The sequence below is a fragment of the Streptomyces sp. NPDC059373 genome (assembly GCF_042751495.1).
In the GTDB taxonomy this organism is placed as follows: domain Bacteria; phylum Actinomycetota; class Actinomycetes; order Streptomycetales; family Streptomycetaceae; genus Actinacidiphila.
This window is the reverse complement of record NZ_JBHYXC010000067.1, coordinates 1-24,268: the sequence shown is the minus strand read 5'-3', so window position 1 is coordinate 24,268 and position 24,268 is coordinate 1. Positions and strand designations below refer to the sequence as shown.

Annotated in this window: 26 protein-coding genes and 1 pseudogene; 16 read left to right on the top strand and 11 right to left on the bottom strand. The window is 69.0% G+C overall.

What is annotated here, in order from left to right:
* From ACFXJ5_RS39460 to ACFXJ5_RS39445, 4 genes are all read right to left on the bottom strand, one after another.
* The coding region (locus ACFXJ5_RS39460) for an acyl-CoA dehydrogenase family protein (RefSeq protein ID WP_384642757.1) at window positions 1–568 on the bottom strand (568 nt) is incomplete at its 3' end.
* A gap of 26 nt (window positions 569–594) precedes the next feature.
* The gene (locus ACFXJ5_RS39455) at window positions 595–864 is read right to left on the bottom strand and encodes a hypothetical protein (protein ID WP_384642754.1); all 270 of its coding nucleotides are present in this window, start codon (window positions 862–864) and stop codon (window positions 595–597) included.
* A gap of 165 nt (window positions 865–1,029) precedes the next feature.
* On the bottom strand, window positions 1,030–1,992 hold the full coding sequence (locus ACFXJ5_RS39450) for an electron transfer flavoprotein subunit alpha/FixB family protein (RefSeq protein WP_384642751.1): 963 nt from the start codon (window positions 1,990–1,992) through the stop codon (window positions 1,030–1,032).
* 9 nt (window positions 1,993–2,001) lie between these two features.
* Window positions 2,002–2,784 (bottom strand): electron transfer flavoprotein subunit beta/FixA family protein, encoded by a 783-nt coding sequence (locus ACFXJ5_RS39445; RefSeq protein WP_384642749.1) that lies wholly within the window; start codon window positions 2,782–2,784, stop codon window positions 2,002–2,004.
* A 214-nt stretch (window positions 2,785–2,998) separates the two neighbouring features.
* Between ACFXJ5_RS39445 and ACFXJ5_RS39440 the strand changes: the two genes are divergently transcribed.
* The gene (locus tag ACFXJ5_RS39440) at window positions 2,999–3,874 is read left to right on the top strand and encodes an AAA family ATPase (RefSeq protein ID WP_384642747.1); all 876 of its coding nucleotides are present in this window, start codon (window positions 2,999–3,001) and stop codon (window positions 3,872–3,874) included.
* On the opposite strand, the gene ACFXJ5_RS39435 is transcribed toward ACFXJ5_RS39440, so the two are convergent.
* The gene (locus tag ACFXJ5_RS39435) at window positions 3,871–4,527 is read right to left on the bottom strand and encodes an alpha/beta fold hydrolase (protein ID WP_384642744.1); all 657 of its coding nucleotides are present in this window, start codon (window positions 4,525–4,527) and stop codon (window positions 3,871–3,873) included. The genes ACFXJ5_RS39440 and ACFXJ5_RS39435 overlap by 4 nt on opposite strands.
* Before the next feature lie 62 nt (window positions 4,528–4,589).
* Between ACFXJ5_RS39435 and ACFXJ5_RS39430 the strand changes: the two genes are divergently transcribed.
* The 9 genes from ACFXJ5_RS39430 to ACFXJ5_RS39390 all read left to right on the top strand — a co-directional run bounded on the left by ACFXJ5_RS39430 (window position 4,590) and on the right by ACFXJ5_RS39390 (window position 14,522).
* Window positions 4,590–6,017, top strand: coding sequence for a VWA domain-containing protein (locus tag ACFXJ5_RS39430; protein WP_384642760.1), 1,428 nt, complete (start codon window positions 4,590–4,592; stop codon window positions 6,015–6,017).
* Window positions 6,018–6,175: 158 nt separating this feature from the next.
* Window positions 6,176–6,496 (top strand): hypothetical protein, encoded by a 321-nt coding sequence (locus ACFXJ5_RS39425; protein WP_384642741.1) that lies wholly within the window; start codon window positions 6,176–6,178, stop codon window positions 6,494–6,496.
* A gap of 35 nt (window positions 6,497–6,531) precedes the next feature.
* A complete protein-coding gene (locus ACFXJ5_RS39420; RefSeq protein ID WP_384642739.1) occupies window positions 6,532–7,701 on the top strand; it encodes an ABC transporter substrate-binding protein in 1,170 nt (389 codons plus the stop codon).
* 89 nt (window positions 7,702–7,790) lie between these two features.
* A complete protein-coding gene (locus tag ACFXJ5_RS39415) occupies window positions 7,791–8,663 on the top strand; it encodes a branched-chain amino acid ABC transporter permease (protein WP_384642736.1) in 873 nt (290 codons plus the stop codon).
* Window positions 8,650–9,678: a branched-chain amino acid ABC transporter permease gene (locus ACFXJ5_RS39410; RefSeq protein ID WP_384642733.1), complete on the top strand. Its 1,029-nt coding sequence runs from the start codon at window positions 8,650–8,652 to the stop codon at window positions 9,676–9,678. The genes ACFXJ5_RS39415 and ACFXJ5_RS39410 overlap by 14 nt, the downstream gene beginning before the upstream one ends.
* Window positions 9,671–10,435: an ABC transporter ATP-binding protein gene (locus ACFXJ5_RS39405; RefSeq protein WP_384642730.1), complete on the top strand. Its 765-nt coding sequence runs from the start codon at window positions 9,671–9,673 to the stop codon at window positions 10,433–10,435. Before ACFXJ5_RS39410 ends, ACFXJ5_RS39405 begins: the two co-directional genes overlap by 8 nt.
* Window positions 10,428–11,249, top strand: coding sequence for an ABC transporter ATP-binding protein (locus ACFXJ5_RS39400; protein WP_384642727.1), 822 nt, complete (start codon window positions 10,428–10,430; stop codon window positions 11,247–11,249). Before ACFXJ5_RS39405 ends, ACFXJ5_RS39400 begins: the two co-directional genes overlap by 8 nt.
* A gap of 121 nt (window positions 11,250–11,370) precedes the next feature.
* Window positions 11,371–12,873, top strand: coding sequence for a carboxyl transferase domain-containing protein (locus tag ACFXJ5_RS39395; protein WP_384642724.1), 1,503 nt, complete (start codon window positions 11,371–11,373; stop codon window positions 12,871–12,873).
* Between the two features lie 905 nt (window positions 12,874–13,778).
* Window positions 13,779–14,522, top strand: coding sequence for a hypothetical protein (locus tag ACFXJ5_RS39390; protein WP_384642721.1), 744 nt, complete (start codon window positions 13,779–13,781; stop codon window positions 14,520–14,522).
* A gap of 4 nt (window positions 14,523–14,526) precedes the next feature.
* On the opposite strand, the gene ACFXJ5_RS39385 is transcribed toward ACFXJ5_RS39390, so the two are convergent.
* Window positions 14,527–15,192, bottom strand: a complete 666-nt coding sequence (locus tag ACFXJ5_RS39385) for a class I SAM-dependent methyltransferase (RefSeq protein WP_384642718.1) — start codon at window positions 15,190–15,192, stop codon at window positions 14,527–14,529.
* A 309-nt stretch (window positions 15,193–15,501) separates the two neighbouring features.
* Between ACFXJ5_RS39385 and ACFXJ5_RS39380 the strand changes: the two genes are divergently transcribed.
* From ACFXJ5_RS39380 to ACFXJ5_RS39370, 3 genes are all read left to right on the top strand, one after another.
* Complete coding sequence (locus ACFXJ5_RS39380; protein WP_384642715.1) at window positions 15,502–16,275, top strand: DUF6082 family protein; 774 nt, start codon at window positions 15,502–15,504, stop codon at window positions 16,273–16,275.
* Window positions 16,276–16,309: 34 nt separating this feature from the next.
* On the top strand, window positions 16,310–17,077 hold the full coding sequence (locus tag ACFXJ5_RS39375) for a transposase (RefSeq protein ID WP_384642712.1): 768 nt from the start codon (window positions 16,310–16,312) through the stop codon (window positions 17,075–17,077).
* Between the two features lie 63 nt (window positions 17,078–17,140).
* Window positions 17,141–17,653 carry a DinB family protein gene (locus ACFXJ5_RS39370; protein WP_384642709.1) on the top strand — a complete coding sequence of 171 codons (513 nt, stop codon included), beginning with the start codon at window positions 17,141–17,143 and terminating at the stop codon, window positions 17,651–17,653.
* A gap of 334 nt (window positions 17,654–17,987) precedes the next feature.
* Here the strand turns inward: ACFXJ5_RS39370 and ACFXJ5_RS39365 are convergent, their stop codons facing one another.
* On the bottom strand, window positions 17,988–18,893 hold the full coding sequence (locus ACFXJ5_RS39365; RefSeq protein WP_384642706.1) for a S41 family peptidase: 906 nt from the start codon (window positions 18,891–18,893) through the stop codon (window positions 17,988–17,990).
* A 57-nt stretch (window positions 18,894–18,950) separates the two neighbouring features.
* On the opposite strand from ACFXJ5_RS39365, the gene ACFXJ5_RS39360 reads away from it, so the two are divergent.
* Both ACFXJ5_RS39360 and ACFXJ5_RS39355 read left to right on the top strand, forming a co-directional pair.
* Window positions 18,951–19,493: an ArsR/SmtB family transcription factor gene (locus ACFXJ5_RS39360; protein WP_384642703.1), complete on the top strand. Its 543-nt coding sequence runs from the start codon at window positions 18,951–18,953 to the stop codon at window positions 19,491–19,493.
* 171 nt (window positions 19,494–19,664) lie between these two features.
* Window positions 19,665–20,312, top strand: a complete 648-nt coding sequence (locus tag ACFXJ5_RS39355; RefSeq protein WP_384642700.1) for a hypothetical protein — start codon at window positions 19,665–19,667, stop codon at window positions 20,310–20,312.
* Window positions 20,313–20,333: 21 nt separating this feature from the next.
* Here ACFXJ5_RS39355 and ACFXJ5_RS39350 read toward each other — a convergent pair whose 3' ends face one another.
* The 4 genes and pseudogenes from ACFXJ5_RS39350 to ACFXJ5_RS39335 all read right to left on the bottom strand — a co-directional run bounded on the left by ACFXJ5_RS39350 (window position 20,334) and on the right by ACFXJ5_RS39335 (window position 23,351).
* Window positions 20,334–20,696, bottom strand: a complete 363-nt coding sequence (locus tag ACFXJ5_RS39350) for a transposase (RefSeq protein WP_384642697.1) — start codon at window positions 20,694–20,696, stop codon at window positions 20,334–20,336.
* Between the two features lie 446 nt (window positions 20,697–21,142).
* A pseudogene (locus tag ACFXJ5_RS39345) lies at window positions 21,143–21,730 on the bottom strand (ISL3 family transposase); the annotation flags it as partial.
* Window positions 21,731–22,180: 450 nt separating this feature from the next.
* Window positions 22,181–22,540, bottom strand: a complete 360-nt coding sequence (locus ACFXJ5_RS39340; protein ID WP_384642694.1) for a nuclear transport factor 2 family protein — start codon at window positions 22,538–22,540, stop codon at window positions 22,181–22,183.
* A gap of 25 nt (window positions 22,541–22,565) precedes the next feature.
* Window positions 22,566–23,351: an SDR family oxidoreductase gene (locus ACFXJ5_RS39335; protein ID WP_384642691.1), complete on the bottom strand. Its 786-nt coding sequence runs from the start codon at window positions 23,349–23,351 to the stop codon at window positions 22,566–22,568.
* A gap of 109 nt (window positions 23,352–23,460) precedes the next feature.
* Between ACFXJ5_RS39335 and ACFXJ5_RS39330 the strand changes: the two genes are divergently transcribed.
* The gene (locus ACFXJ5_RS39330; protein ID WP_384642688.1) at window positions 23,461–23,970 is read left to right on the top strand and encodes a winged helix-turn-helix transcriptional regulator; all 510 of its coding nucleotides are present in this window, start codon (window positions 23,461–23,463) and stop codon (window positions 23,968–23,970) included.
* Window positions 23,971–24,268: the final 298 nt, after the last annotated feature.

Here is a 24,268-nt window from a genome sequence, read left to right as displayed (position 1 = left end):
CCGAGCGTGTCTCGGCCGCCCGGTCCCCCGGGTCGACCCACGCGTAGGGCAGGCACGCCTGGTTGCCCACGTGCGGGCGGCCGCTGTGCGTGGTCAGCACGACGACCCGGTCTCCGTCCAGGGCGACCACACTGTCGGCGACCGCCGCGGTCGTGACCAGCCGCGGCCCGGCAGAGGGACCGAGCGACAGCCCCAGCAGCCGGCTCCCGTCCACGGCCTGCTCCACCAGTTCGTGGGCCGGGTCCGTGCCCGCGGCCGCGAGCAGCCGGGTGGCGACCACGTGGTCGAGCAGGGGAACGGGAGCCAGACAGCGTCCCATCTCCTCGGCGACCAGGCCGAGTTCGACGATGCCGGCGCCGTCACCGCCGACCTCCTCCGGCAGCGCCATGGAGGCGGCCCCCATCCCGACGAGCTTCGTCCACAACGCGGGGTCGTGCCCCACAGGTTCGGCGGCCCGGACCACGCTGGTGGTGCATTCCTTGGCGAAGAAGCCGGCGAAGGCGTCACGTACCGCCTCCTGGTCCTCGTCGAGGGAGAAGTCCTGTCGCCGCAGTTCGTATGGGTCCACGCCGCGCTCCTGGTGTTGTCCGTGTGTCAACGTCCCTGCTTGACCTGGCTGAACGGGATGTCGCGGTCCGCAGCGAACTCGCGCGGCATCTTCAGCAGACGCTCGCTGATGATGTTCCGGGACATCTCCGTGCTTCCACCGCCGAGACTGGCGCCCTGACGGAAGAGGTAGTTGTGGCCGAAGGCGCCCGGCCCCTGTTCGCCCAGCCCCTTCTCGTCACCGAGGTGGCCGGTGACGCTCGTGGCACCGGCCACGGCCAGTCCGGTGTCCGCCCGCGCCGGCCAGTTCGCGGACACGGCCGAGGGGTACCGACTTTTCGAGGTAGTCGCGGGTGGTCGAATGGAAGAGCCGCTGGTCGGCCGTGAGGTCCACATCCATGGGGAGTCTCCGGGAGCGAGGCGAGCGAGGAGGGGCGGGGCGCGGAACGGGCGGGGCAGCGCGGGTCCCAGGACGGAACGGGATCAGGCCCGGCGGCGTTCGATGACCCCGGACAGCGCCGGGACGACCTGGTGGAGATCGCCGACGACGCCGAAGCCGGCAAGGTCGAAGATCGGGGCGTCAGGGTCCTTGTTAACCGCGACGATGGTCTTGGAGGTCTGCATACCCGCACGGTGCTGGATGGCGCCGGAGATGCCGACGGCCAGGTACAGCTCGGGCGAAACGGTCTTGCCGGTCTGGCCGACCTGGTAGTTGTGCGGGTACCAGCCGGCATCCACCGCGGCCCGGGACGCTCCGACCGCTCCTCCGAGCTGGTCGGCGAGCCGCTCGACCAGCCCGAAGGCCTCGGTGCCGCCGAGGCCGCGGCCGCCGCTGACGACGACCGACGCGCCGGTCAGTTCGGGCCGCCCGGTCGACTCGCGGGTGGTGCGGCGGGTCACCCGCACCGCGGCTGCAAGGTCGCTGATGACGGCGGACCGGCGGTCTGCCTCGACCTCGGCGGGCGCTTCCTCAGGCGTCACGGCGTTGGCCTTGACCGCGACGATCGGGATGCCGACGGTGACGTCGCAGGTGACGAGGAATGCAGCCGCGAAGACCGACTGGACTGCGCTCACCCTGCCTTCGTCGTCGAGCCGTATGTCGACGGCGTCGGTGATCACCCCGGAGCCGGTTCTGACCGCCAGGCGGGCGGCCACCTCGCGCATCTCCGACGAGCTGTTGGTGAGGACCGCGGCAGGGGGTTCGGACAGCTCGGCCAGCAGCGCATCCGCCGTGTCGACCTTGGGCAGCACCGGGTGATCGTTCACCGCCGGGTCGTCCACGACGGTGACGCGGGTCGCGCCGAACCTGCCGTACTCCTGCGGGTCGAGGCCGCCGAAGGAGACCACCCAGGGATCGCCGAGGCGTCGGGCCAGGGTGACGAGTTCGGCGGAGGACTTGGGCAGGGTTGCGGATCTCGCGTCGGCCAGCACGATGACGGCGGGCATGGGAACTCCTCAGATGAACTTGTGGCGGGCCAGGTAGTCGGCGAGCACGGTGCCGCCCTCGCCTTCGTCCTTCACTTGTTCGCCCGCCTGCCGTGGCGGCCTCCGGACGGCCTCGCGCACCGCAGTGTGCGATCCCGCGGCGCCGACCGTGGCGGCGTCCAGATCGAGATCGCCGAGCGTCCAGGTCTCGACGGGCTTCTTCTTGGCGGCCATGATCCCTTTGAACGACGGGTACCGCGCCTCGCCGGTGCGGTCGGTGACGCTGACCACGGCGGGCAGCGAGCAGACCAGCTCCTCGGTGCCCTCGTCGGTGTCGCGGACCGCCTCGACGGTGGTGCCGTCACACGTCAGGCTCATCGCGTATGTCACCTGCGGCAGGCCGAGGTGTTCGGCGAGCATGGCGGGGAGCACGCCCATGGCGCCGTCCGTGGAGGACATGCCGCACAGGACCAGGTCGTAGTCGAGCCGGGAGAGCGCGGCGACAAGGGTGCGCGCGGTCGCCATCGCGTCCGAACCGTGCAGACCGTCGTCGAGGACATGTACACCCCGGTCACCGCCCATGGCCAGCGCCTTGCGCAGTGTGGCATCAGCGTCCTCGGGACCGACGGTCAGGTAGGTGATCTCGGTGGCCGGAACGTTCTCCGACAAGGTGATCGCCTGCTCGGCGGTGTACTCGTCGAGCTCCGACAGATGGCAGTCGACGCCGTCGCGGTCGACGGTCAGGTCGTCCGCGTAGCTGCGGTCGCTCGCCAGGTCCGGTGTGTGCTTCACAAGCGCGACGATCTTCGGCATGGAGCCCTGCCTTTCGCGGCATCTGTACGGGCTCGAGCGGCTGCGGTCGGAGGTTGACCGGCGTGCGGCACCCGTAGGGCCTTTCGATATTCGTGAAACTATCTTGCCCCCAGAGGCGTGTCAACCCTGCAACGAGGGCTCTGGGGCCGCTTGACCGGCCTCCGCGGGCCCAAATAGTTTTAGGATCGACGAAATATCAATCGAAGGGCCACCCATGACTGAGCCCGTCGCACCAGCCGCCGCTCCCGCCCTGCTCGAACGAGCATTGCGCGGTGCCGGATACCTGCCGGACGCCCAGACCGTCGACACGGTCCATCTCGCCGAGCAGCTCGACAAACCCGTACTCGTCGAGGGCCCGGCCGGCACCGGCAAGACGGCCCTGGCCAAGGCCGTCGCACAGGCGGAAGGTGCCCAGCTGATCCGACTCCAGTGCCACGAGGGTCTGGACGAGTCCAAGGCGCTGTACGAATGGGACTACCGGCGGCAGTTGCTGCGCCTACAGGCCGGTGACGGCAGGGACTGGGACGCCCTCGAGGACGACATCTTCAGCCCGCGCTACCTGCTCGAACGCCCGCTGCTCGCGGCGATCCGCAGCGAGCAGCGGGCCGTACTGCTCATCGACGAGGTCGACCGCCTCGACGTGGAGGCCGAGGCCCTGCTGCTGGAAGTCCTCTCGGAGTACCAGGTCTCCATCCCCGAACTCGGTACGGTGCGTGCCCGCACCCATCCGCGCACCTTCCTCACGTCCAACAACAGCCGCGAACTTTCCGAGGCGCTCAAGCGGCGCTGCCTGTACCTGCACATCGGCTATCCCGATGCGGAACGCGAGCGCGAGATCGTCACGGCCCACGTCCCGGGGATCACAGACGTCCTCGCCCGGCAGGTCGCGGACGTCCTGGCGTCCCTGCGCCGGCTCGACCTGCGGAAGAAGCCCTCCGTCGCCGAGACGCTGGACTGGGCCAGAACTCTGGTGCACCTGGGCGCGGTGGACGTCGACACCGCCGCCGTCGTGCGGGGGCTGAACCTCCTGCTGAAGAACCAGGCCGACATCGAGCTGGTCACGGGCGAGCTGGCCCGCCGACCCGGCTAGGACGTCAGGAAATGCCCCACCGCGTCGAAGGCCGCGAGCGCAGTCACCGTGGCGAAATGGTCGACTCCCGGCAGCACCACGAGGCGGGCCTCCGGCAGGGCCGCGGTCAGCGCCTCGGCGGGCATCGCGCGGTCGCGATCGCCGACGACCACCAGCACCGGGCAGCGGACCTCCGCCAGCCGCTCCGCGGCCACGCCCAGCGGCGCCGACTCCAGGTAGGCGGCGATCCGACGACGGTCGTTGCCGCTGTGCCCGACCAGCCTCCAGAAGGTGCGTTCGAGCACGTCCAGCGGCTCGGCCGGACCGCGCAGTGCGGCCGCCAGCGGCCAGACGGACTCCCGCTCCGGGGCCAGCACGTGGTCGCCGACACCGAGCAGGACGATCCGCGAGAAGCGACCGGGCTCGGCCGCGGCCGCGGAGAGCAGTGCGATCGCCCCGGCGGAGAACCCCACGCCCGCCGGCGCTCCGTCGGCGTCGCGCGCCGCGGCCAGCACGGCGTCCGCGGGCGACCCGGTCAGCGGCACGTCCCCGTGCCCGGGCAACGTCACCGGTCGCGGCAGCAGTCCCTCCGCCTCCAGCACGTCGACCCAACCCGGCCGCAGCCAGTTCTGCTCGTAGCTCGACCCCAGCCCGTGAACCAACAGAACACTCATGGCAGACACGGCGCGACCATACGTCCGCTCGCCGCGTCGGACCAGAGGGAGATCAGGTGGCGATGCTCACCGTACTCGACGGCCTGGTCCGCGAACTCCGCGCGACCGGGATCCCCGTGGCGCTCTCCGAACACGTCGACGCCGCCCGCTCGCTGGCCGCGGTCGACGTCCTCGACCGCGAGACGGTCCGCGCCGCCCTGCGCACCACGCTGGTCAAGGATTCTGCCCACGACGCGACCTTCGACCTGGTCTTCGACATCTGCTTCGCCGTTCGGCCGGCAGGGGACGGAGAACAGCACGGCGGACCGGGCTCATCCGCCGTCGCAGCGGGTTCCGCGGACGGCGTCCCAGGCGGTGTCCTGAGCGGCCTTCCCGACGACAGGCTGCGAGAAGTTCTCGTCGATGCGGTACGGCGGGAGGATCTCGGCCTGATCCGTCTCGCGGTCGCCGGGTTCGTCGACCGACACGCGGGGTTCGAGGCGGGGCGGGCCGTGGCCGGCACGCTGTACCAACTGCGGACCATGCGGGCGATCGGCGGGGACCGCGTGCTGGCCTCGCTCGTCGGCGATGCGGAGGGCGGCGGCGCGGCGCCGGAGGACGGCGCGACGGCGGGGGCGCTCGGCCGGCGGCTGGCCCGCGAGCGCGCGGAAGAAGACGTACGGCGGGTCGGGCGAGAGGTGGAGGCCGAGATCCGGCGGCGGCTGGTCGCCGACCGGGGAGCGGCAGCAGTCGCACGGACGCTGCGGCAGCCGCTGCCGGAGGACCTGGACTTCCTACGGACAGCGCGTCGCGACGCAGCCGTGCTCGGCGAGACCGTGCAGCCGCTCGCGCGCAAGCTCGCCGCCAGGCTCCAGACGAAGCGACGGCGGCGCTCACGCGGAGTGCTGGACTTCCGCCGCACCATCCGGGCCTCGATGTCGACCGGCGGCGTCGCGGCCGAGCCGGTGTTCCGCCCGCAGCGACCGGCCAAGCCCCAACTGGTCGTCCTCGCCGACATCTCCGGCTCCGTCGCCGCATTCGCGTCGTTCACTCTGCAACTGGCGTACGCACTGCGCACGGAGTTCGCCGCGGTGCGCTCCTTCGTGTTCGTCGACGGCGTGGACGAGGTCACGGACGTGCTCGCCGCCTCGGACGACATCCTCGCGGCGACCCGCGAGATCAATGCCCGGGCCAGCGGGGTCTGGCTCGACGGACGGTCGGACTACGGCCACGCCTTCGCGTCCTTCCGCGAGCTGACGGCCGGACAGCTCAGCAAGCGCAGTACGGTGCTGGTCCTCGGCGACGCCCGGTCGAACTACCACGAGCCGCACCCGGAGGCACTGGCCGCGATCGCCGCGGCCTCCGCGCACGTGTACTGGCTGAATCCGGAGCCCCGCGCGGCCTGGGACAGCGGCGACTCGGTGATCGGCCGTTACACACCGTGGTGCGACCGCGTCGTGGAATGCCGCTCCATCCGGCAGCTGCGGGCTTTCGTGGCCTCCCTGGACTGACCTCGGCGGAGTCCTCGCCACATGCTGCGGCAGAGCCGGAGACAGGCTCGGCGACGGTCCGTCTGCAACGTCTGCGTGCGCGAACCCTTGACTCCGCAGCAGGCCCCCCGTTAACTACGTGTCGATAGATTTCAAACTATCTTAATGGAGGCGTTGCCATGCCCCACACCCTGATGCTCGCCTGGGCCAGCCCGGCACCGGAGGCGGAGCAGGAGTTCCACACCTGGTACGAGTCGGTGCACATCCCCCAGGTGACCACGTTGCTTCCGGTACCGGGAGGTGTCCAGCGCTACCAGCTGGTGCTCGACGACGGCGCACCCCGCTACCTGGCGGTCTACGACCTCGGCGAGAACGTGGACCCGGCCGCCGCGGCCGCCGCACTCGGCGCGGCGACGCAGGCGGGCGACCTCGACATGACGAAGGCGATGGACACCGTCGACAACCCTCCGCAGATCCAGTTCGTCACCTCACTGCCATAAGTTTCAAACTTATGCAAGATTGATGAGGGGTCCTCATGAAGCACTCGCTGGGACGCTGGACGGCTGCCGCCGTCGCCCTCGGTCTGACCGGTCTGACCGCCGCCTGCGCCCCGGGCGGCGGGGCCGGCTCCTCTGATCCGAACGGCCCGATCAAGATCGCCTACCTCGGCATCCTGACCGGCCCCAACGCGGTCAAGGGCGGCACCGACGCCTTCGAACTCGCCGTCCGGCAGATCAACGAAGGCGGCGGTATCGGCGGCCGCAGGGTCGAGTTCAGGACATTCGACACCGACATCACCCCGGAGGGCGCCCGGCGGGCGACCAGCCTCGCCATCAAATACCACCCGGCGGCCATCGTCGGCTACGGCGTGTCCTCCGGCCTCAAGGCGTCGATGCTGCTCATCAAAGGGGCCGGCATCCCGGTGATCCACAACACCTTGGGCTCTCTGACGTCCGCCGCGAACCTCAAGTACGACCGGGCGTTCCGGATGGGCCCGACCACGACGCAGTACGCCGAGGCCGCCAACCGGTACCTCATCGACACGCTCGACGTGAAGTCCATCCTCATGATCCACACAGAGGACGCGGCCCCGACCGAGGGCGCGCAGAAAGTCGTGGCGAACGCGAAGACCAAGGGCGTCAGGACGACACAGCGATCGGTTCCGCCCGACGTCACGGATCTGACCGAGCCGGTCCTGGCCGCACGCCATGCGGGAGCCATCTGGGAGTGGGGATACGCCACCACGGACGCCCTCGTGGTCAAGCAGGCCGCGCAGAACAACGTCCACGTGCCGATCATGACCTTCACGGTCGGCTCTGCGGTCGTGAACGGGCTGCTGCCCTCTTCACTCGCCACCAAGAACACGCTCAACGTCTCCAACTGCGGGGCGACGGTACTGAACACCCCGGCGGCCAGGAAGTTCGTCGCCGCCTACACCAAGGCGTTCGGCCGGGCCCCGGAGGACTACTTGGAACCCCGCAACTACGACGCGATGTACCTGCTCGAGCACGCCATCGAGCAGGCGGGTTCCATCGACGGCGGGAAGATCGCCGCCGCCCTGAAGACCCTCACATACAACGGCGCCTGCGGCACCCTCAAGGCCGACAGCAGGAACAACCTCTACCAGAACGTGCCGATCCTCTCATGGGCCGGCGGCAAGCCGGCCCTGGCGAAGCTGGAAGAGAAGCTGCCCACCGATTTCTGAGCCCCACCACCCCCACCACCCTCACCAGTCCCCCGGCCTCGACGTGGGCCGGACCGGAGCCGCGCATCCACTCATCGGGAGGTCGCTCCATGGATAGATTCGTCTCGATCCTTTCCAGCGGCATCGCCCAGGGAGCGATCTACGCACTCATCGCCCTCGGCATCGTCCTGCTGCAGAACGCCACCGGCGTCGTCAACTTCGCCCAGGGCGACCTCATGACCCTGGGCGCCTACATCGGATTCTGGCTGGTCTCCGGCCTCGGATACGGCCAACTGCCGATGTTCTTGCTGATGCTGGTCATCCTCTTCGCAGTCGGCGTCGTCCTTGAGCGGGTGGGCTACGCGCCGATCAGGAACCGAAGTCCGCTCACCATCGTGATCTCGACCTTCGCGCTCGGCCTGGCGATCCGCTCCGTGATCATCCTGTGGAAGGGCACCGACCCGCGGAGTCTGCCCTCGCCCTTCGGCACGAAGACCGTCGACGTCTTCGGAGCCAGCGTCCCTCAACAGGCCTTCCTCACCGTCGGGGTGACGATCCTCGTCGGTGTCGGTCTGTACCTGCTCTTCCAGCGGTCACCGATCGGCCGCCAGGTCCGCGCGCTGGCCGCGGACCGGGAGGCGGCCCTGCTCCAGGGTATCCGCGTCCGCCGGCTGTCCCCGGTGGTCTTCGGACTGTCCGCGGCCCTGGCCGGTCTGGCGGGCGTGCTCATAGGCCCCACCATCTCGGTCACCCCGACCCTCGGATTCGGATTGCTGCTGAGTGCTTTCGCGGCCGTGGTTCTCGGTGGGGAGCGACTGGGCGGCACCGCAGGCGCCGCACTGTTCATCGCGGTCGCGCAGGCGCTGCTCGGCGGCTACCTCTCCCCTGATCTCACGGATGCGTACCCCTTCCTGATTCTGGTCGCGGTCCTGGCCGTCCGCCCGCAGGGCCTGGTGAGGATGGTGTCCGGTGTCCGGTACTGATGTCATCCCACCCCCGCTCCCCCTGGAACGGGGCGGCCTCGGCGGGGCCTTCCGCTTCGCGCCGCCGGTCTTCCGGCAGCACCAGTTCCTCACCCTGACCGCGGTGGCTGTCCTCGGCCTGATCGCGCCCTATGTCTACGGGGGCGACGAGTACAGCGACGGAATCATGAACACCGTCATGATCTACGCGATCCTCACGCTGGGCTTCTTCTGGTGCTTCTCCCTCGGGGGCTCGTTCACCTTCGCCACCTACGGCGTGTACGCCGCCGGCGCCTATGTGTCGATCTGGGTGGCCAATCACGCCGGCGGCTTCTGGTCGGGCCTGATCGGCGCCACGTTGGCCTGCGCCGTCCTGGGCGCGGTGATGCGGGTGGTCTTCGCGCGCTGCTCGATGATCTTCTTCGCCATCGCGACGATGGCCTGCGGCGGGCTGCTGATCATCCTCTTCCGGCAGTGGACCTCCTTCACCGGGGGCTACTCCGGTGTCTCCGACGTGGCCGTGCCGAGCTTCTTCGGCATCGAGTTGAGCTCGCAGGCAGATCGCTACTACCTGATGCTCGGCCTGTTGGCGCTCTTCCTGCTGCTGACCATCTGGTTCATGCGCTCGCCCGCCTACCGCGACCTGCAACTGGCCCGTGACCACGGCCCGGTGGCCGCCGTGGTGGGTCTGCGTCCGAAGCTCCTGCAACTGGCCGCCTTCACCGTCGGATCCGGAATGCAGGGCACGGCGGGGTCGCTGTACGCCCACAACTCCGGCTACGTCGGACTTGAGGCGTTCGACGTGGACATCGCCCTGCTGGTGCTGCTCATGCTGCTGCTCGGAGGCTCGTTGTCCATCTACGGCCCGCTCATCGGCGCCGCAGTGCTCACCTATCTGCCGGAGTACCTGCGATCCATCCAGAAGTACTCCGACTTCATCTACAGTCTCGCGGTGCTGCTCATCGTCGTGGCCTTCCCCAAGGGCATCGCAGGACTGCGCGAAACGGTCCAACGGAGGTGGAAGGCCCGTGCTTGAGGCCAAGGACATCAAGGTCCGCTTCGGCGGTGTCGTCGCCGTCGACGGACTGTCGCTGACGGTCGAGGACCACGAGGTGGTCGGTCTGATCGGGCCGAACGGCTCGGGCAAGTCGACGTTCATCAACGCGCTCACCGGACTGGTCGCGGCCGGCGGCCAATTGCGGGTCAACGGCAGCTCGGTACGGCTCGGGTGGCCCGGGCGGCTGTCCCGCCACGGGGTCCTGCGCACCTTTCAGACCCCGCAGGTGCACGACGACCTCACCTGTCTGGAGAACGTTCTCATCGGCCTCCAGGACTGGCGGGTCAGGACTCTGCTGCCCGCCTGGTTCCGCCGCCCGGCGATGATGCGCCACGAGCGCGGACAGTGGGATCTCGCCTACGACGCGCTGAGCTTCGCCCGGCTGGAGAACGAGGCCGGCCAGCTCGCCGGCGCCTTGTCCTACGGCCAGCGGCGCAGGCTGGAACTGGCCAGGACCTACGCGGGAAAGCCCCGGACGCTGCTGCTCGACGAGCCGGCCGCCGGGCTCAACGACGTCGAGACCACAGAGCTGGTCGACCTGCTGACCCGCTGGCGGGAGCAGAACGGGCCGGCGCTGCTCGTGGTCGAGCACAAGATCGACTTCCTTGAGGAGCTCTGCCACCGGATGGTGGTGCTGGAGCTGGGCCGGAAGATCGCGGAGGGCAATCCCGCCGAGGTCTGGGCCAATCCGAGGGTCGTCGACGCCTATCTGGGACAGGTGACGATCGATGCTTGAGGTCAGAGACCTTCGGGTCAGATACGGAACCACCGAGGCAGTCGCCGGGGCCGACCTGACGGTTGCGGCGGGCGAGGCACTGGCCCTGCTGGGGGCCAACGGCGCCGGAAAGACCTCCACCCTGCGGGCCGTCTCACGGCTGATCCCCTCCTCGGGCACCGTGCGCTTCGACGGCGAGAACGTCACCAGAACGGCAGCCGAGGAACTGGCCAGGCGCGGCCTGATCCATGTCCCGGAGGGCAGACACGTCTTCGGAAGCCTCACGGTCAACGACAACCTGCTCGTCGGCACGACGGCCCGCGGCAAACGCCCGGCCACCTTCGGGCTGGACGACGTGTACGACCTCTTCCCCGCCCTGAAGCCGCTGCGCAAGCGCCTCGGCTGGGCACTGTCCGGTGGGGAGCAGCAGATGGTGGCCATCGGCCGGGCGCTGCTGTCCTCGCCTCGCCTGCTCATGCTCGACGAGCCGTCCCTGGGACTCGCCCCCATCGTCGTCAAGGCGGTCTACCAGGCCCTCGCACAGGTCAAACGCGAAATGCCGATCCTGCTGGTCGAGCAGAACGCCTCGATCGCTCTGAGCGTGTGCGACAAGGGTGCGGTGCTGCTGTCGGGGCGGATGGTGGTCTCGGGCACCGCTGCGGAGCTGGGCGACCGGGCGGCACTCCTGGAGTCCTACCTCGGCCACGGCGGCGCGGACGACAGCGCGGACGGCGTCGTCGGCGACGAGGCCGAGGAGCCGGAGCACGACGAGAGGACAACCGGTGAGGGCCACGACGAAGTGGGCGAGGAAGCCGTCAGATCCACCCCCTCCTGACGCACCATCCCTCTCCGTCCCCCGGACGTCCTCCTTCCCTCAACCCGCCCCAGGCGGTGGGCAATGCCGGACAGAGGAATTATCCCGAGTCGCGCCGACGACTGAACAGCAGGAGATGCCGATGCCCGAACCGCGCCCGCGGCTCAGCGCGTACGAACTGGTGGAGACCGTGGTCGACACCGGCTCCTTCCGCAGCTGGGATCTGCCACCCGACCGGTCGGTCGCGGACGAGGGATACGCCCGGCAACTCGACGCCGCCGCGGCGCGGGCCGGCACCGACGAGTCGGTCATCACCGGCGAAGGTCTGGTCCGCGGCCGCCGCATCGCCATCGCCGCCAGCGAGTTCCGCTTTCTGGGCGGTTCGATCGGCCACGCCGCCGCGGTCCGGCTCGCGACGGCCGTCGAGCGCGCTACCCGCGAGGGACTGCCGCTGCTCGCCGCTCCTGCCTCGGGCGGCACCCGGATGCAGGAAGGCACTCCGGCCTTCGTGCAGATGGTGACGATCTGCGGCGCCGTGATCCGGCACAAGTCGGCCGGCCTGCCGTACCTCGTCTACCTGCGCCACCCCACGACCGGCGGAGTCTTCGCCTCCTGGGGTTCGCTCGGCCACCTGACGCTCGCCGAGCCCGAGGCGCTGCTGGGCTTTCTGGGACCGCGGGTCTACGAGGGCCTGCACGGCGAGGCCTTCCCTGAGGGTGTGCAGAGCGCCGAGAACCTCTACGCGCACGGCCTCATCGACGACGTGGTGACGCCTGAGCTGCTGCCCAGCGTTCTGGACCGCGCGCTGGAAATCCTCGGCTCCGGACGGCCTGCGCCCTCCGCCGCCCCCGACTTCGACGTACCCGCGCCGACCGACCCCTGGGACTCGATCCGGCGCACCCGCTCGTCCGAACGGCCGGGCGTGCGTGAGTTCCTCGATCACGCTGCGGCCGACGTCATCCCGCTCAACGGCACCGGCGAGGGTGAGGCCGACCCCGGAATCCTCCTCGCCCTCGCCCGTTTCGAGAGCGCGGCGTGCGTCGTCCTGGGCCAGGACCGACGCGGACAGAGCGAACGGGAGCCGCTCGGCCCCGTCTCGCTGCGCGTCGCCCGCCGCGGTATGCAACTCGCCAGCCAGCTCCGGCTCCCGCTGGTCAGCGTCGTCGACACCCCTGGCGCAGCCCTGTCGGTGGCCGCCGAGGAGGGCGGACTCGCGGCGGAGATCGCGCGCTGCCTCGCCGACCTCCTCACGCTGGAGGCGCCGTCGCTGACCGTACTGCTCGGCCAGGGCAGCGGAGGGGCGGCGCTCGCCATGCTGCCCGCCAACCGGGTCATCGCGGCCCAGCATGCCTGGCTGTCGCCGCTGCCACCCGAAGGCGCCTCCGTGATCATGCACAGAACCACCACGCGGGCCGGCGGGATGGCCAGGAGCCAGCACGTCGGCGCCGCCGATCTGCTGGCCGAGGGCATAGTCGACCGGATCGTCCCCGAGTGCCCGGACGCCGCCGAGGAACCCAAGGAGTTCTGCCTCCGTCTCGGCCTCGTGGTCCGCCACGAGCTGGGCCTACTGGCAGCCGGACGTCAGTCCTACCGCTCCCAGCGCATGCGTCGCTACGACCACCTCGTCCGCACCGTCGCCCTCTGAACGGCCGGCCCGGAAACCGTCCGGTCCTGGGCACTCCCGCCGCGTCATCGGCAGCACCGTGGTCGGCGTCGACGTGCTTGGACTCCGCGCTCGTGATCGACCCCGCGGCTCCGGCAGGCCGAAGTCGAGTCTGGCTGTGGTCTCGGCCTTTTCGGCGTGCCTCATTTGCTTCGCAGCAGGTCGGGCCTATCTCGTCGGCTGGGGCACGACAGGCGGTAGACGAAGCGGGGGCGACAACCCGTGCCGTCGGGTTTTGCGAGAGTCGTCGGCGCGGTGTCCGATGCGCACCTTGCCGCATGATCGACCTTCGCCGACGCGCCGACGCTCCCGGACCCAGCGAAACCGCCGGCCGGGCTCATCGCTCACTTCGCGGCACCCGGCGAGGCGGGCGGCCGGCAGGTCATCGACGTATGGGAGTCGGAAGACGCCCTCCGGCGCTTCATGGAAGAGACGGTCCACCCCGCATCCCAGGAGTTCGGTGCACCGCCGTTCGACTCGAAGGTCTTCGAGGTTTACAACGCCCTGATCCCATAGACGGGACCGAGCCCTGCTGTGTACGAGTGCCGGTAGCTGGAAACCGCCATGCCACGACTGGCACCCACGCGCCTTCGTCGAAAGGGCAAACGTTGCCAGACGCGGCAACGCGAAGGCCTCCAGTCTGCTCGGTGTGGTCGCCGACCGTGACATCACCATATGGGCGGATGGCGAGGCCGCGGATCCTGCTGCACTGGTGTGGTCGGGACCGTCGCCTTCGGTGACTTGGCCGAGCCCGTGAACCCTCATCGGCCGCGGTGAAGATCAGCAACGCCCCCGGCGGACTGGTGTCGGCGTGAGGCGCAGCACGCCGGGTAGGCGCTGGGGTACGGAGCATCTTGGACCGACACGGAGGGCACCTGGAGGATTCCATGGGCCTCAAGATCGTCAATCAGAGTGCGAAGTACCGGCCGCCGAGGCTGGCGAAGCCGCCGGCGTCCGGGTATCTGCACCTGGGGGCCGCGGTCGAGCCGCCGCGCGGCCGGATCCCACGACCGGGCGACAGCCCGGCCAAGCAAGCCCTGCTCGGCACGCTGAAGGCAGCCGCGGGCGATCTGAATCACGCCAGTGCGGTGAAGCAGGCCAGCGTCTACCGGGCGCTCACCGTCCCACCGCTCGTCGGGTATGCCCGGCAGGCCGGGCACCCGGCACGGTACGACGTGGTGATGCTGGTGGAGACCGAGTCGCTCGACGACATCGACGAGGTGCGGGGCAGCCCGACCTACAAGGAGGTCCTCGGCCTGCTGGAGGACGCCTCCCCCGACGTCCACGCCACGGCCGCGCGCTGCCGCAAGTGCATCGGCGACGTGGACCGCACCCGCCAGGGCCTGTTCCTGTTCAACTACTTCGTGGGCGCGGACGCGGAGGTGTCGTACGAGCTGTGGGACCACCTCGCCGGCTGGTTCACCGCCGAGACCGGGCTGGACAACTCCGTGCTGCTGGAGCCCCTGGGCGGCGAGGCCGACTACCTGTTCGTCAACCACGCCCGCTGGGACCTGACCCCGGCCGCCCTCGCGGTGCGGCAGTTCACCAAGCCCAGCTTCTACCGCTACGTCCTGGCCAACCTGCGGGCCAACCGGACCGGAGCCATGCCGCTGCTCTACCACCTGGCCTGACCGGTCAACGGGGGCGGACCGTCTGGGTGACGCGCCACAGACGGCGGGGCAGCTCGCCCTCCTCGAACGGGTGGACCTCGGTCACGTCCCAGCCGTCGGAGAGTGCGTCGACCAGGTCGCGGGAGAAGAAGTGCACGGCGAAGCCGCCGTGTTCGAAGATGTCGTCGCCGTGGGCGATGCCGGTCCCGTAGTGCGCGTCGCCGGTGTGCCGCACGGTGTAGACGAAGACCCCGCCGGGCCGCAGCACCCGCCGGACCTCTGCGACCAGGGCGCGGATCTGCCGCGTCGAAAGGGCCATGCACAGCAGCATGTGCGCGAAGGTCGCGTCGACGCTGTCGTCGGCCAGCGGCAGCGCATCCCGTACATCGTGCACCGCCGGGCTCACCCGGTCGTCCAGCCCCGCCCCGAGGGCGGCCTCCCGAAGCTGCTCCAGCCCGGTGGGGCTGAAGTCGGTGGCCCGTACGGTGAACCCGCAGCGGGCGAAGAACAGCGCGTCCCGGCCGTGCCCGGCTCCCAGTTCCAGCACCTCGCGGACGCCGGCCGCCCGAAACACTGTGGCCGCGTGCAGTGCGGGCTCGGAGGGCTGGTCCCCGTACATGCCCGGATGGGCACGGTAGGCCTCCTGCCAGTGTCGGCGCTGGGCATCCGCCAGTTCCCCGTTCCCGGCCATCGTCAACTCCCGTACTCCGCCACACCGCCCATTACCGGCCGTCGGGCCCAGCGTGGATCCAGTCGGCAGCGCCACCGACCGCTGCTCGTTGAGGGGACGCAGAACCGGCATGTGGGGTGGGGAGTTTGCCCGCAAGCTAAGGGTTGTCCCGTAAATGATCTTCGCGTTGGTGCGGCTGTGGTCCGTCCGGTGGCGGGCCGCCCGCCTATCCGGCGAGGGTGAGGTTGTGCAGGCGGGCCATGCCGCACCTCGGCTGGAAGTAGCCTGCCCCAGGCTCGGCCTAGTCACTGGGGCAGGCTCGCCTGGGGGGTGATCGACCTGATAATTCGTCATGGGTCCTCGGCTGCAGCGGTGGCTCGCCGAGTCCGCAGAGCTCTGGGGCTGGTCGCTGCTGCGGCGCTCGCGCTGACGGTGGTGCTTTTGTCGCCTTTCGTGCTGGAGGAGCTCTCGGGCTCCACGGGCGTGGACTGGAACAGGCTGAGTCAGATCGGCGCGGCGTACGGTTTCACGTCGGCGATCGTCTCGGCGTTGGCGTTGGCCGGCGTCGCCGTTTCCCTGGGCGTTCAGAACCGGCAGGCCAGGGCGGACCAGGTCCAGGGGATACGCAGCTACTACTTTGAGCTGGTCCGCCTGGAGCTTGACGACATGGCGCTGTTCCAGCCTGTTTGGGGCGACACGGACATCGTCGATCCTCATGAGCAGAAGCGGCATGTCTATGCCGACCTCATGATGAACTACGCGTGGATGGGCTTCGAGATCGGGACCATTCGCGAGAGTTTGCTGCGGGACATGCTCGCTGGGATGTTCACCGGAGAGGCTGGGCGGCACTACTGGAGCAGGGCTCACACCTCGTGGATCGCCGGTTCGTCGGGGAGCCGTGTTGGTCGTCGCTTCCTGGCCATCGTGGGTGAGGAGCACGCTCGCGCTGTCGCTTCCGGACCACCCACTTGCTCGCCCATTGCCTCCCGTCCGCCTGCCGTGCCCGTTGCGGGGGCGTCGCCCGCATGGCGGACATCGGTCGGTGCCCTGGTCGGTCTGGGCGCCGGCCTGGCGCTCGGATCGCTGCTGCGCAGTCGACGCTAGGGCCTCTGTCGGCCGCGGGCGAGATGATCACGGTGTGGCTGGTGTGATTACGGCGTCGGAGCCGTCTTGGATAACCCCGTTCTCCGGACTGAGCCCGCGCCGGTTCGGCACGTTGGTGGCCGCACTGCGGCGCGAGGGCGCCGACGCGGTTCGCCGGGGACGACCTTGGAGTCTGGCCCTGGAGGACCGGGTGCTGCTGGTCGTGGCCTACTGGCGTACGAACTTGACGATGCGCCAGCTGGCCCCGCTGTTCGGCGTCTCGAAGTCGGCGGCGGACCGGATCATCGTCCAGCTCGGCCCGCTGATGTCCCTGCAGCCGCGGCGCCGGTTCGCCAAGGACACCGTGCTGATCGTGGACGGCACCCTGGTGCCCACCCGCGACCACGAGGTAGCCGAGCAGTCGAAGAATTACCGGTACTCCACCAACCACCAGGTCGTCATCGACGCCGACACCCGCCGGGTGGTCGTGGTCGGCCGCCCGCTGCCGGGCAACCGCAACGACTGCAAGGCATGGGAGGAATCCGGCGCCAGGGCCGCAGTCGGCCGCACCACGACAATTGCCGACGGCGGCTATCCGGGCACCGGACTCGTCATGCCCCACCGACGCCGCAGGGGCGAAGACCTGCCCGACTGGAAAGCAGCGCACAACAAGTCCCACAAACAGGTTCGCGCCCGCGTGGAACACGTCTTCGCCCGGATGAAGACCTGGAAGATCCTCCGCGACTGCCGCCTCAAAGGCAACGGCGTCCACCACGCCATGCTCGGCATCGCCCGCCTGCACAACCTCACCCTCGACGGATAGGCGGGCGGCCCACAGCCGCACCAACCCGAAGATCATTTACGGGACAACCCTTAGGGTCTGGGCATGGTCAAACACGTGCCGTTCACCGGCGGCGAGAAGGAAAGCCTGCACATCGCCCTGGATCGAAACCGCGACGCGGTGCTATGGAAGCTCGAGGGCCTCGACGACGACCAACTGCGCCGCCCGGTGGCCCCGTCGGGCACGAGCCTCCTCGGACTGCTCAAGCATCTCGCCGGCGCTGAACTCGGCTGGTTTTGCCTGACGTTCGGCCGCGAGTGCGATCCCCTTCCCTTCGAAGTCGAAGGCGACGAGGCGTCCGACTGGCACGTGGCCGCTGACGAGCCGACCAAGGACATCCTGGACTTCTACGCCCGCGCCCGGGCCGCCGCGGACGATGCGATCGAGAGCCTCGACATCGACGCCACCGGCACCGCATTCGCGTTCTTCGACGGCGCCACCGTTTCACTGCGCTGGGCACTGATTCACATGCTCGAGGAAGTCGCTCGGCACGCGGGTCACGCGGACATCCTGCGCGAATCCATCGACGGTTTAACCGGAGATCACAACTGGGGATGACGCACAGAACCTCATTCACCCTGTCGAGAACAGTTGGGGAGATCCATCGAGCAGGTGTGAGATCACACCCGAGCAGGGGTGGTCGGTTTCAAGGTTCTATCAGCACTTGCGTGAAGAACAGGGCCGGGGCGAAACCTTGGGCCGTTGTCCCTTGCCATCCAATCCAGGCGTTTGACAGCGAACCCAGCCCTTTCGGCTTCTATGACAGTGAACCTGGTCGTGCGGGGTGAGCGCGCTGGAGGCCGGCGGAGACTGGAGCCTCCGCCGCCGAAGTCAGCCGCCGATGTGGATGGGGGAGGCGCTGCGCGCAGTGCTGTCGATGAGCTGGACTGGGTCAGCCTGCCAGTCGCGCGAGGGCCAGCGCGTGAGCGCGGTCGAGGGAGTCAGCAGCAGCGCAAGGGATGTCCGGCTGCACGCCGGTGCCCTCCCAGTTCGTGCTGGAGACGGGGTTGATGGCGCGGCCCACGGGGACGGTGGCTTCCAGGTGCGGGTGCAGGGTCCAGCCGTTGCACGGGTGTGCGCCGCCGCGGGTGGGCTCGCCGACGACTGTTGCGCGGCCGAGCTGCTGGAGGTCGTACGCCAGCTCCTCAGCGGCAGAGAAGGTGCTGTTGCTGGACACCACATACAACGGCTTGCTGCCGCCGAAGCGCGCTCCGGGAACGTGCGGCAGGCTCCAGGACTGCTCGGTGCGCTCGCTGCCGCGCCAGTACATGGTGTTGAGGTGGGTGCGCTCGTCGAGCAGGTAGCTGCAGACGAAGGCGACCGTGTCCGGGTCGCCGCCCCGGTTGGCGCGAAGGTCCACGATCAGCGCCTGGGCGCGGGAGGCCAGGGTGAGCGCGGCGCTCAGCGGTTCGGCGGTCCACTCCAGCGGAAACAGCATCGGTGCCAGCTCCACCACGGCGACCCCTCCGTCGAGCAACTGCACCCGGGGCGCACCGCCCAGCGAGGTGTCGAAGTCCCGGCGCATGGCGTCCCGGGTGGCCGCCCCCTGCTTCGGGGAGACCGGGTCGGCGTGGTGCTTCAGTCTCAGGTGTCGGTCGCCGTTGACGGACTGCAGGTCCACGGTGACCAGGCGGGCGAGCTCCTCGGCACCGTCGACGTCATAGGCCCCCTCGGCCAGGCGTCGTTGCAGCAGGCCGGCGAGCTGCTCGGCTATCTCGGGGAAAATGTAGTGCTCGGTCAGCAGCCGGGCTGTCTCGTCGATGACAGGGGCCGGCGCAAGCTTCGTCGGAGTCGTCATGGCAGGGAGTAGAGCACTGCCCTTGCGAAAGCGTCAACGAGTTTAGACACTTTCGGTATGCGTGATCAGCCTCCCTATCTGCCGCCTCCTGAGGACGTCCTGGAGATCGGTGCACCTGAGCAGTTCGCGGCGCTCTCTCACCCGTTGCGTCAGCGGTTGCTCTTCGCCTTGGGCCACCGGCCTGCCACCACCAGCCAGCTTGCGGCGCAGCTCAATGCGAAGAAGGGCAACGTGGCCCACCACCTCAAGGTGCTCCGCGATGCCGGGCTGGTCCACATCGCCGAGACCCGCCAGGTCCGCGGCGGCACCGAGCAGTACTACCAGCGCACGGCACGTCACATGGTCGTCGCCGAACCCCAAGCGGCAGGCACCGCCGCGATGCTCGCCGCGGTCGCCCAGGAGCTGGACCGCTCTCCCGCCGAGACCCACCTGACACTGCTCCACCTGCGTCTCAGCCCCGCGAAGGCAAGAGAACTCGGCGAGGCCCTCGCCCGACTGGTCGACGAGGCCGAGGAAGATGCAGAGGACCAGCCCCTGCACGGTGTGTTGGTGGCGCTCTATCAGCAGGCTCTGCCGACCAGCACCACCAGTTCCGCCTAGCGGCACCGACCTCACGAGACAGCACACCTAGCTCACACGAGACGAGCCGCACTCATTGACATCCAACCCAGTCGCCCCAGATCAGCGCGCTGCACGCGACTATCTTCGATGTCGAAGGTGAGCCGTCAAAGTGAAGTGCGATCCGTGCTTGGCAGGCCGTAGCGTCCTGGGATGAGCAGCTTCAACACGCACCAGAGACGGGTCTACGACGAGGGCCTGCCCACGCGCGCCCGGCATACGAATTTGCGGTCTTGCCTCGTCCACTTCGCGCCCTATGGCTTCCGAGCGACCTATCACCACCTCTGCCTCAGCGCGAGGATTCCCAAAAATCTGGAGAAGGATCCGAGCTCGCTCGTACGCGCCGTCGAGGAGTTGAAGCACGCCCGACAGCTCTGGCTCGCTGACGAGCTTGGCTATGCCAACAGTCGGCGAGCAGACAAAGCGCGTGGCTTTCGGCAGGTGAAAGCAGACGAGTCCTGGCGAGGCTGGCAGCGTGGGTGGGGGAACATTGCCTACTGTCCCGAGCCGACAATGCATCCCGACGAGCCACTGCCAGTGGTAGTCGAGAGGGTGCTCCGTTCGTCGGTTCCGCCCGATGAAGCTCCTGCGCTGACGTGCCGAGTATGCGGAAACCGGGACAACACCAGCGTCTGGCACGACGGCGCCTTCCGGATCCATCAGCTGTGCAGGGATTGCGGGGTCAGCCTCGCGGTGCAGCGGGCCGACGCGCCCGACCCACTGTTGGCGGCCGACCACGCCCGGCAATGGAAGGAGATCTGGCGGCTGCGCAACGAATCTCCTCGCAGCCGCCCAAACTGAGTTTCGGCACGTGGGTCGGCATCACGGTGGGATGAGAATCCGCGCTCGGAGGAGTGCGAAGGACGCGCGGCCGTACATGCTCCTCTTGAGAATCTTGACTCTGCAGACATGGCCCTCGACGACGCCGGAACTGTAGGAGAGGGTGAGGCCTGCGGTGACGGCATTGATGTCCTGGCGGAGGAAGCTGGCGAAGGAGCGGAGCGGCCCCAGATCGCAGCGTTCGGCCTGCCGGATCCACTCACCCAGCAGGTGGCCGCGGCGGTGACGGACCAGGTCGGTGAAGGCACCGGCCAGGTCGCAGGCGTTGGTGATGTCCAGGCAGGCCAGCCGGACCTGCTCCAGAGCATCGGTTTCTCGCGGCGGGAGGTTCTCCCGCGGTCGCATGATCCACCCCGTGATCTTGCGGGGAGTCGGGATAGGCGCGGGGGCTGGGACGGCTGTGCCGTCACGCAGGGTCCCCACGTAGCGGAGAGCGTTGAGTATCCGCCGCGGAAGCCGCGGTCGCGGATCTGCTGGTACAGCTCGGTGGCAACGGTGTTGCCCGCGGCGAACTCGGCCTGTAGATACGGCTTGAACCGGTCGAGGGGCACGTTCCTGCGGTCGCGAGCCGAGGCAAGCAGGACGTCGAAGTTGGTGTCGCGGTAGCGGCGCACGGTCTTGCGGTCCAGCCCGAGGCGGCGGGCGATCTCGCTGAGCGGGTAGCCGACGTCGACCATACGGTTGATCTCCTCGTGGCGCCGCAGGACCCGGTCCACGATCAAAGACGGCGGCAGGGCCTCCAGCGCCGGCATCCTCGGTTCGGCCCGCTGGATGCGTTCGGCGTATTTCTGCAGGCAGACGCGATGCTCATGGCAGGTCTTCTCCACCGCAAGGAAGAGGTTTCTCAGCAGGTGCCAGCGATCCGCCACCTCGGTTGCGTTCGGGGCGGCTTCTTTGACCGCACGGGTATATGCGCTTGCCCGGTCCCGGCACACCACCTCGGCCCCAGGGTGCTCGCGCAGCCACGCGGCCAGCGTCTCGGAGCTCCGGTCCGGCAGGACATCGACCGGCCGCCGGGCCTCGACGTCGACCAGGATGGTTCCGTAGCGGACACCACGCCGGAAGGCGAACTCGTCCACCCCCAACACCCGTGGGGCCCGCTCGGCTACCACCGGAGCGTGGATCAGCGCCAGCAGTCTCATTCGCCCTGCGTGCACAGAGAGTTTCCGGCACAGTCGTGCGCCGGCCCGGCCACCCAACTCCGCCGCGATGGCCCGGAGCCAGCTCCGTAGATCCGTGCTGACCTGCTGGTGGCGTTCCGTCAGGCCTTCGACTTGCTCAACGAACGTGCGACGCAGGCAGGTTGGAGAATCGCAGAAGAACCGTCGCACGGTCAGCCGGACCAGCAGCCGTCGACCTCCTACCGGGCAGTCGGCCAGCGTCCGGCACTAGCGGCTGTGCACCCGACGGGATACCGCAGCGCAGTCCGGGCACGGTCTCGAAGGGCAGTTGCTCAACGCTTCCACGAGCAGCTCGCCCATGTACGCCGCCACACGCTCCACCCTCACCCCGGCTATCCCGGGAAAGAGCAGGTCTTCAACCGATAATCGCGCAACCCCCATGACCAGGGCATTCCCGACCAAGCCACACGCTGACGTTAGTTTTTCACGAAATTGCTGCCAGAACCTTGAATCTCCTCACCCTGTGCTGAGGATGGCCTCGGAGTTGCTCGCTTTGATTCCTCAGGCATGCACGCGCTGATCTGCGGGGGTGGATGCCGAACGTGAGGGCCGGCCCGGTGGCCGGGTGGCTGACTGGGCACGACGGCTGAGACGGGCCGGTCACGGGGTGAGCGGGGCTTGCCACACGGCGGCATCAGGTGAGCGGACTCACGGTTCGATGACGAGGCGTTCGATGAGGTCGTCGCGGAGTGTGAACTGATAGCGCAGATCGACGGTGCCGCCGGGGAAGTTGCCTTCGAGGTGGTGGGTGGCGATGTAGTGGGTCGCGTCGGCCTGCCGGGCTTCGGTGAGGTCGATGGTGTAGGTGAATTCGCCGGCGGACCGGCCCAGCCACCCCTCGATCGCCGCGGTGCCCTCGTAGGTGTTGCCGTCGTCGATCACCGTAGCGTCGGCGCTGAACGCCGTGACCGCGCCGGCGGTGTCGTGGGCGCGGTGCGCCTTCAGGTAGCGGGTGATCACCTCGGGCAGGGCGTCCGGGGTGATGGTCCGGGGCTGGTTGTCGTGCATGACGCTCCTTGGGGTGGTGGCGGGTTCAGACGGTGGGGGTGGTGCCGCCGTCGATGACGTGCTCGGCACCGACGATGGACGAGGCACGGTCGGAGACGAGGAAGGCGACGAGCTCGGCGACCTCCTCGGGCCGGTTGGGACGGCCGAGCGGGATGCCGCCCAGGGAGTCCATGAGCCGGCCCAGCGCCGCTTCCTGGGTGATGCCCGCGTCGTGGGCGATCCGGGCGACGAGGTTGTCGGCGGCCGACGTCTGCACGAAGCCGGGCGAGACGGTGTTGACGCGGACGCCGTGCGGGGCGACCTCGTTGGACAGGCCCTTGCTGTAGGTGGTCAGGGCGGCCTTGGCGGCGGCGTAGGCCAGCGTTCCGTTCCACAGCGGCATGCGGCGCTGGATCGAGGTGACGTGCACGACGGCGCCCTTGCCCGTGGCGATCATGTGCGGCAGGAGAGCGCGGTCGAGGCGGACGGCGGCCAGCAGGTTCGTGTTCAGCTCCCTGGCCCAGTCGTCCTCGCCGAGCGCCGCGAACCCTCCCGCCGGTGCTTCGGAGCCGCCGAGGGTGTTGACCAGGATGTCGACGCCTCCCACGCGGGCGTCCGCCTCGGCGGCGACGTGGGCCGCGCCCTGGGCGGTGGACAGGTCTGCGGTGATGAACGTCTTCTCCTCGACGTCGTCGGGGCGGCTGCGGGCGGTGACCAGTACGGTCGCGCCGGCCTGGGCGAGACGTCGGGCGATGGCGGCTCCAGTGCCCTTCGTGCCTCCGGTGACCAGAGCGCGTCGGCCTTCGAGGGATTCGCTGGTGGATGTGGTCACGGTGTGCTCCGTTCCCGGGTGCGGGCGCGGAAGGCACCCGCTCCCGTCACTACTGCTAAAATAGAAGCTACTAACTTCGACTTTAGCAGTAACTGGGAGGGTGGTCGCCGTGGCAAGCCGGATCAGGCTGGAGGACCGGGAGTGCCCGCTGTCCACGACGGTGGAACACGTCGGCGAATGGTGGACGCTGCTGATCCTCCACGACGCCTTCGACGGCTACACACGCTTCGACCAGTTCCAGGAGAGCCTGGGCATCTCCTCCAGCATGCTCACCACCCGGCTGAAAACCCTCGTCGCGGACGGACTACTGGAGCGCCGGCCCTACCAGACCAACCCCATCCGCCACGAGTACGTCCTCACCGAACTCGGGCATTCCCTGCGACCGGTGATCGTCGCCCTGGCCGCGTGGGGCAACTCCCGCCTCACACCGGCCGAACGCAGCATGATCCTCATCGACGCGCACAGCGGCGAGGAAGTCGAGCCCGTCGTCGTCGACGCCAAGACCGGCCGCCGACTCCACGACAGCGCCACCTACGTCTTCACCGCAGGCCCCGCCGCCAGCGACGCCATGCGCAACCGCTACGCGACACGGCCGGCCATCCCCGCAGAGGAGGCGTAAGGCTGCCCGGACAAACCCCGGACAGCCCTGAACCGGACCGGGAGCACCGGCCGTACCTGACCAACCAGGCAACACCGACTCGCCGCCGACCCCACGCCTGCCAATCCTCCCCAGCCATTCAGAACTGGATCACATGAGGCGAAGAGCAACACCGGTCGCTTGCAAGCGTGTGAGGAATGCGGGGAGCGAAGAGCGGCTCGACGGTAGCGTTCAGGGCCATGCCGTTTCCCGGGGAGCACAGACCGGTTGTCGTTGTCGCGTACCGGCCGCAGTGGCCGGTGGAGTTCGTTGATCTTGC

Coding starts and splice junctions, on each gene's coding strand:
- ACFXJ5_RS39400 (WP_384642727.1), top strand. CDS start 10,428: ATGCTTGAGGTCAGAGACCTTCGGGTCAGATACGGAACCACCGAGGCA.
- ACFXJ5_RS39450 (WP_384642751.1), bottom strand. CDS start 1,992: ATGCCCGCCGTCATCGTGCTGGCCGACGCGAGATCCGCAACCCTGCCC.
- ACFXJ5_RS39385 (WP_384642718.1), bottom strand. CDS start 15,192: ATGGCCGGGAACGGGGAACTGGCGGATGCCCAGCGCCGACACTGGCAG.
- ACFXJ5_RS39395 (WP_384642724.1), top strand. CDS start 11,371: ATGCCCGAACCGCGCCCGCGGCTCAGCGCGTACGAACTGGTGGAGACC.
- ACFXJ5_RS39390 (WP_384642721.1), top strand. CDS start 13,779: ATGGGCCTCAAGATCGTCAATCAGAGTGCGAAGTACCGGCCGCCGAGG.
- ACFXJ5_RS39350 (WP_384642697.1), bottom strand. CDS start 20,696: ATGCGACCGCGGGAGAACCTCCCGCCGCGAGAAACCGATGCTCTGGAG.
- ACFXJ5_RS39355 (WP_384642700.1), top strand. CDS start 19,665: ATGAGCAGCTTCAACACGCACCAGAGACGGGTCTACGACGAGGGCCTG.
- ACFXJ5_RS39430 (WP_384642760.1), top strand. CDS start 4,590: ATGCTCACCGTACTCGACGGCCTGGTCCGCGAACTCCGCGCGACCGGG.
- ACFXJ5_RS39435 (WP_384642744.1), bottom strand. CDS start 4,527: ATGAGTGTTCTGTTGGTTCACGGGCTGGGGTCGAGCTACGAGCAGAAC.
- ACFXJ5_RS39415 (WP_384642736.1), top strand. CDS start 7,791: ATGGATAGATTCGTCTCGATCCTTTCCAGCGGCATCGCCCAGGGAGCG.
- ACFXJ5_RS39360 (WP_384642703.1), top strand. CDS start 18,951: ATGCGTGATCAGCCTCCCTATCTGCCGCCTCCTGAGGACGTCCTGGAG.
- ACFXJ5_RS39445 (WP_384642749.1), bottom strand. CDS start 2,784: ATGCCGAAGATCGTCGCGCTTGTGAAGCACACACCGGACCTGGCGAGC.
- ACFXJ5_RS39425 (WP_384642741.1), top strand. CDS start 6,176: ATGCCCCACACCCTGATGCTCGCCTGGGCCAGCCCGGCACCGGAGGCG.
- ACFXJ5_RS39420 (WP_384642739.1), top strand. CDS start 6,532: ATGAAGCACTCGCTGGGACGCTGGACGGCTGCCGCCGTCGCCCTCGGT.
- ACFXJ5_RS39370 (WP_384642709.1), top strand. CDS start 17,141: ATGGTCAAACACGTGCCGTTCACCGGCGGCGAGAAGGAAAGCCTGCAC.
- ACFXJ5_RS39340 (WP_384642694.1), bottom strand. CDS start 22,540: ATGCACGACAACCAGCCCCGGACCATCACCCCGGACGCCCTGCCCGAG.
- ACFXJ5_RS39365 (WP_384642706.1), bottom strand. CDS start 18,893: ATGACGACTCCGACGAAGCTTGCGCCGGCCCCTGTCATCGACGAGACA.
- ACFXJ5_RS39440 (WP_384642747.1), top strand. CDS start 2,999: ATGACTGAGCCCGTCGCACCAGCCGCCGCTCCCGCCCTGCTCGAACGA.